The organism is Mesorhizobium sp. M1A.F.Ca.IN.022.07.1.1 (assembly GCF_003997575.1).
Lineage (GTDB): Bacteria > Pseudomonadota > Alphaproteobacteria > Rhizobiales > Rhizobiaceae > Mesorhizobium.
Window position 1 is genome coordinate 1 of the sequence record NZ_RZST01000557.1, and the last position, 2,231, is coordinate 2,231.

The following is a 2,231-nucleotide window of genomic DNA, read 5'->3' on the forward strand; positions in this document are numbered from 1 at the left end:
CCCAGAAATATTCGGCCGGCTGGCCGGCCTCCCCACGCGTAAGCGCGACCATGACCGCGCCGATAAAACCAACGATAATGCCGATGACGCCGAGCAGGTTGGGTCGCCGCACCCCAAGCAGGATCGAGAACACCAGCGTGATGACCGGCGACAGCGTGAACATAATGCCCGTGTAACCCGCGCCGAGATGCGGGATGGCCGAGAACATCAGCAAGTTAGGAAGAGCGTAGGAGATGGCTGCGGTGATGAAGAAATAACGCAGCTTGTGCGCCGTGAGCCGGATGCGCTGACCGAGCAGCAGAAGCGTTGTGAGCAACACGCCGCCGGCGCCGAACGAGATCACGAAAGCCCAGACCATTGCCGGGGCACCGGCCGCCGTTGCCAGCTTGCCGAAGGGGAGCGTCATGCCGAGCAATCCGCCGGTGACGATCAGAAGACCCAGTGCGGAGTCCCAGAGCAATTTCATCTGCGTGATCCTGTGGCTTCACGGCCAAGCTTGGCGGCCGCTCCAACTTAGGATAATATAGCGTAAAGATTCTCAATGTCAAGATACTTTACGGTGAGGCACATGGACCGTGCGGCAAGAGCGATGGAGCAATGGCGCAAGGAACGGCCGGACCTCGACGTCTCGCCGATGGGAGTGATCGGGCGACTGAACGAAGCGTCCGCGCTGATCGCGCGCGACCGGCTCGCGCCGCTCTTTGCCCGTTTCGGCCTGCAGCAGGGCGAATTCGACGTGTTGGCCACGCTTCGCCGCTCCGGCGCGCCTCACGCGCTGACGCCGACCGAACTCTACGAGGCGACGATGGTGACCTCCGGAGCAATGACCGCCCGGCTCGACCGGCTGGAAAAGGCGGGCCTGATCCAGCGCGCGCCGCATCCCAGCGATCGCCGCGGCGTTGTGGTGCAACTCACCTCGAAAGGCCTCGAACTCATCGATGAGGCCCTTACCGCCCACGTCGCGAATGAGCATGAAATCCTCGCCGGGTTAGCGCCAGAGGACCGGAAAATGCTCGCCACACTGCTGAAAAAGCTGATCGGAAATCTTAGTTCCGGTCCTCCGGAAAGCTCGGGATCGGCATGAATTCGACGCCGTCCTCGGCGAGGCTTTTCGCCTCGTCCGGCGTAGCCTCGCCATAAATGCCGCGCGGATCGGTCTCGCCGAAATGGATCTTGCGCGCTTCCTCGGCGAACTTGTCGCCGACATAGTCGGCATTCTCCCGCACCTTGTCGGCGAGCGCCTTGAGCTGTGCGAGCGCCTGTTTCTGCGCGTCGCCCATGGCCAGCGCCATCTTCTCCTGCTTGCGTGAGGTGGAGACCGCCGGCGCCATCAGCGCCTTCTCGACCTTGTGCGAGCCGCAGATCGGGCAATCGATGAAGCCGCGTTTCTTCTGCGTGCCGAAGTCGTCATTGCTGCGGAACCAGGCTTCGAATTCGTGCTCGTGTTCACAGATGAGCGAAAAGCGGATCAAGAGGCTGCACCCCTGAGACGCGGCGCCTCGCCGGCATTGACGGTGAAATCCCGCGCGTTCTTGAGATTGGGAATCTTGCGACGCGCCGCAGCCGACTGCGCCGGGTCGATCTCGGCGACGATCACTGCGGGCTCATCATGCGCGGCCTCGGCGATGATGCGTCCCCACGGATCGACGATCAGCGAATGGCCGTAAGTCTCGCGGCCGTCCTCGTGCAGGCCGCCCTGCGCGGCCGCGATGAGATAGGCGCCGTTCTCGATCGCGCGTGCCCTGAGCAGCACGTGCCAGTGCGCCTCGCCGGTCTGGCGGGTGAAGGCCGCAGGCACCGAAAGCACCTGAGCCCCCGCCAGCGCTTCGGCACGGAATAGCTGCGGGAAGCGCAGGTCGTAGCAGACGGCGAAGCCCAGCTTCACGCCGTTGATCTCGGTGACGACGCCCTCTGTTCCCGGCTCGTAAGAGGCGGATTCGCGCCAGCTCTCGCCGTTGTCGAGGTCGACATCGAACATGTGGATCTTGTCGTAGTTGGTGATCATGGCGCCGTCGGGCGCGAACAGGAACGCCCGATTGGCGAGCTTGCCGTCGGCGCGCAGGATGGCCGTCGAGCCGACATGCAGGAAAATGCCGAGTTCCTGCGCAAGTTTCCGCGCCGTCGAAACGACGACGTCCTTGTCTTCGCTGGTGAAAGCGGCGGCACCAGCCTGTTTGTCGCGGATGAGCGCGCCGGTCATTTCCGGCGTCTGCACGTAGGTGGCGCCCTGC

Annotated in this window: 4 protein-coding genes; 1 reads left to right on the top strand and 3 read right to left on the bottom strand. The window is 63.7% G+C overall.

The window, feature by feature from the left end; all coding sequences use genetic code 11:
• On the bottom strand, positions 1-466 hold a 466-nt coding region (locus EOA75_RS32085; RefSeq protein WP_164747724.1), incomplete at its 3' end, for a DMT family transporter.
• Between the two features lie 102 nt (positions 467-568).
• Between EOA75_RS32085 and EOA75_RS32090 the strand changes: the two genes are divergently transcribed.
• Positions 569-1,084 carry a MarR family transcriptional regulator gene (locus EOA75_RS32090; protein WP_127326086.1) on the top strand — a complete coding sequence of 172 codons (516 nt, stop codon included), beginning with the start codon at positions 569-571 and terminating at the stop codon, positions 1,082-1,084.
• Here the strand turns inward: EOA75_RS32090 and EOA75_RS32095 are convergent.
• Positions 1,047-1,472 (bottom strand): DUF1178 family protein, encoded by a 426-nt coding sequence (locus tag EOA75_RS32095; protein WP_067319064.1) that lies wholly within the window; start codon positions 1,470-1,472, stop codon positions 1,047-1,049. The two genes, EOA75_RS32090 and EOA75_RS32095, sit on opposite strands and share 38 nt — an antisense overlap.
• On the bottom strand, positions 1,469-2,231 hold a 763-nt coding region (locus tag EOA75_RS32100; RefSeq protein ID WP_164747725.1), incomplete at its 5' end, for a carbon-nitrogen hydrolase family protein. The genes EOA75_RS32100 and EOA75_RS32095, both read right to left, overlap by 4 nt.